General features: G+C 46.8%; 3 protein-coding genes. 1 reads left to right on the top strand and 2 read right to left on the bottom strand.

Annotated elements, in window-relative coordinates:
- Positions 1-307, bottom strand: a 307-nt coding sequence (locus HMPREF2890_RS07995) for a hypothetical protein (RefSeq protein WP_246825372.1), incomplete at its 3' end; no start/stop codon positions are given.
- Between the two features lie 213 nt (positions 308-520).
- Here HMPREF2890_RS07995 and HMPREF2890_RS09360 point away from each other — a divergent pair.
- A complete protein-coding gene (locus HMPREF2890_RS09360) occupies positions 521-655 on the top strand; it encodes a hypothetical protein (protein WP_256387642.1) in 135 nt (44 codons plus the stop codon).
- A 76-nt stretch (positions 656-731) separates the two neighbouring features.
- On the opposite strand, the gene HMPREF2890_RS07985 is transcribed toward HMPREF2890_RS09360, so the two are convergent.
- Positions 732-1,781, bottom strand: a 1,050-nt coding sequence (locus tag HMPREF2890_RS07985; RefSeq protein ID WP_246825371.1) for a DUF3945 domain-containing protein, incomplete at its 5' end; no start/stop codon positions are given.

The following is a 1,781-nucleotide window of genomic DNA, read 5'->3' as shown; positions in this document are numbered from 1 at the left end:
AGGACTCTCGACCACCCTTCTCCTTCCACCGATGGCCGCGTATGTAGATGAAAGTCTCGCAACCGGCTATGGGGAAAGTCTGGATCTCGCAGGGATTCATATAGCTGCATCGGACCACCTCCTTCGCCTCCGCCAACTCAGGGGAATAATGGCTCTCGTCGTCCTTCTCGTCCATGTAGAGTCGGTAGACCCCGCACTCCTTTTTCACCTCCTTCAGCTCAAAGTCGCGGAGGATCTCCTCCGGGACAAATGCCGATATCAGCTCCATTATCTCTGCTGTTTCCATAAGCTCTGACTGCTTCCTCATCTATTATATATTGTCACCTCAACAAAGGTAATCTCTTCTTACTCCCCCACCCATCACATCAAAATGCGAATTAGCCGCATGTAGTCAACATTTGGATTATTTGTTTAAATGCAGTATATTTGTAGTGTAAGAGTTCGCATTTATGTAGGTGCAATGCTTTTTTTTAGTGTTGCCGTTTCGCCTTTGCTATTTTCAGTGTCAATCACCATTGAAATGGCTGAAAAATTTGAGATGTTTACTATTTGTATAAACGTTTTTATTTTAAAGGATGAAATTATGGGAATAATAAAGAATGCTAAGATGTGGGCTTGGGGAGTAATGGGAGAAATAGAGTCTACGCTAGGTTAGGTATTGCACCATTTGCATATTTGATTCCCCCTCCCGCCAATACGGAGCTCCACAATAAAATGTGGAGCTCTTGCTTTTATATACGTCCTCCTTTTCGTTGTGTTTTCTTTTGAGTTACTTGCTTTTCAGTTTCTTTCTCTGTAGGCTGGGTCTGCTTGGACTTGTGAGGTTCTTCCACCTTCTTTGTTGCTTCGTTGGTCTTACCCTCGTTATTGACCGCTACTTGGGTCTTATGCTCTTCAGCTATTGCCTCCACGTTATCGGCAGACTGCTTCTTGTCGGGGTTGAAGCGGAAGAAGCGAAGTCGGCTCTCCTCGGGCATCAGCTTGACATAGGCACTGAAAGACTGCCCCTGCTTATCCACCATATTCTTGAGATAGAGGGTTGCACCATTAGTGAGGGCTTGGTGCTGCTTGTCGCTGAGCTCCAAACCACATAGCTTCTTGGGAATACGAGGCTGTTGCTGCTCCTGCGCCTGCTCGTGCCGCTGTTTGTAGCTCTTCGTATCATCAAATATAAACTCAATACCTTTCTTCTCTGCATTGACCTGAAGCGTAGCATCGAAAGACTTCCCACTCTTAGCGGTCATTCCTTCTACTTTCACCGCTTTGCCCTCTACTAGATCTTTGTATTGCTGGTCAGAGAGCGTTACGCCTTTGATCTCTTGAGGAATGCTTACACGGTCGGCACGCAAGGCAATAATCTCATTGGTCTGTGGGTCGATGGAGACGTAGGCTGCAAAAGGTTCACCGCTCTTGGGTGTTACTTCAATGGTTTTGCCGAGATTACCTGTCGCGAGTAGTTGCTCCTTCTCTTCGGGGGAGAACTTGTAGCCCATATAGGGATAGTCGAGTTGTGGCTCTTTACGCATAGCGTGTATGGCTAACCCGATATTGCCCTCATTATCTGTGCGGAAGGCAAGGCGAGCCTCTGTGTAGATAGTTGTATCTCCAATGGGGATGGCTATGGTCACGAGGTTGCTCTTCTGCCAATTGAGCATCTTCTCTAGCTCACCACTCTGCTCTAACCGATCACGAGAGAGACCGAGACTGTCAAGCATCTTCCAGTCTACCTTTTCTGCATCAATGGCTGTACTCTTCTTCTGCTGTGGCAGATAGTCTTCAAA

Source organism: Porphyromonas sp. HMSC065F10, assembly GCF_001808555.1.
In the GTDB taxonomy this organism is placed as follows: Bacteria; Bacteroidota; Bacteroidia; order Bacteroidales; family Porphyromonadaceae; genus Porphyromonas_A.
The sequence above is the reverse complement of the archived record's forward strand: the minus strand, read 5'-3'. Positions and strand labels throughout refer to the sequence as shown.

Bases quoted from the DNA above. Each gene is read 5' to 3' on its own strand.
- HMPREF2890_RS09360 (WP_256387642.1), top strand. From the start codon at position 521: ATGGCTGAAAAATTTGAGATGTTTACTATTTGTATAAACGTTTTTATT.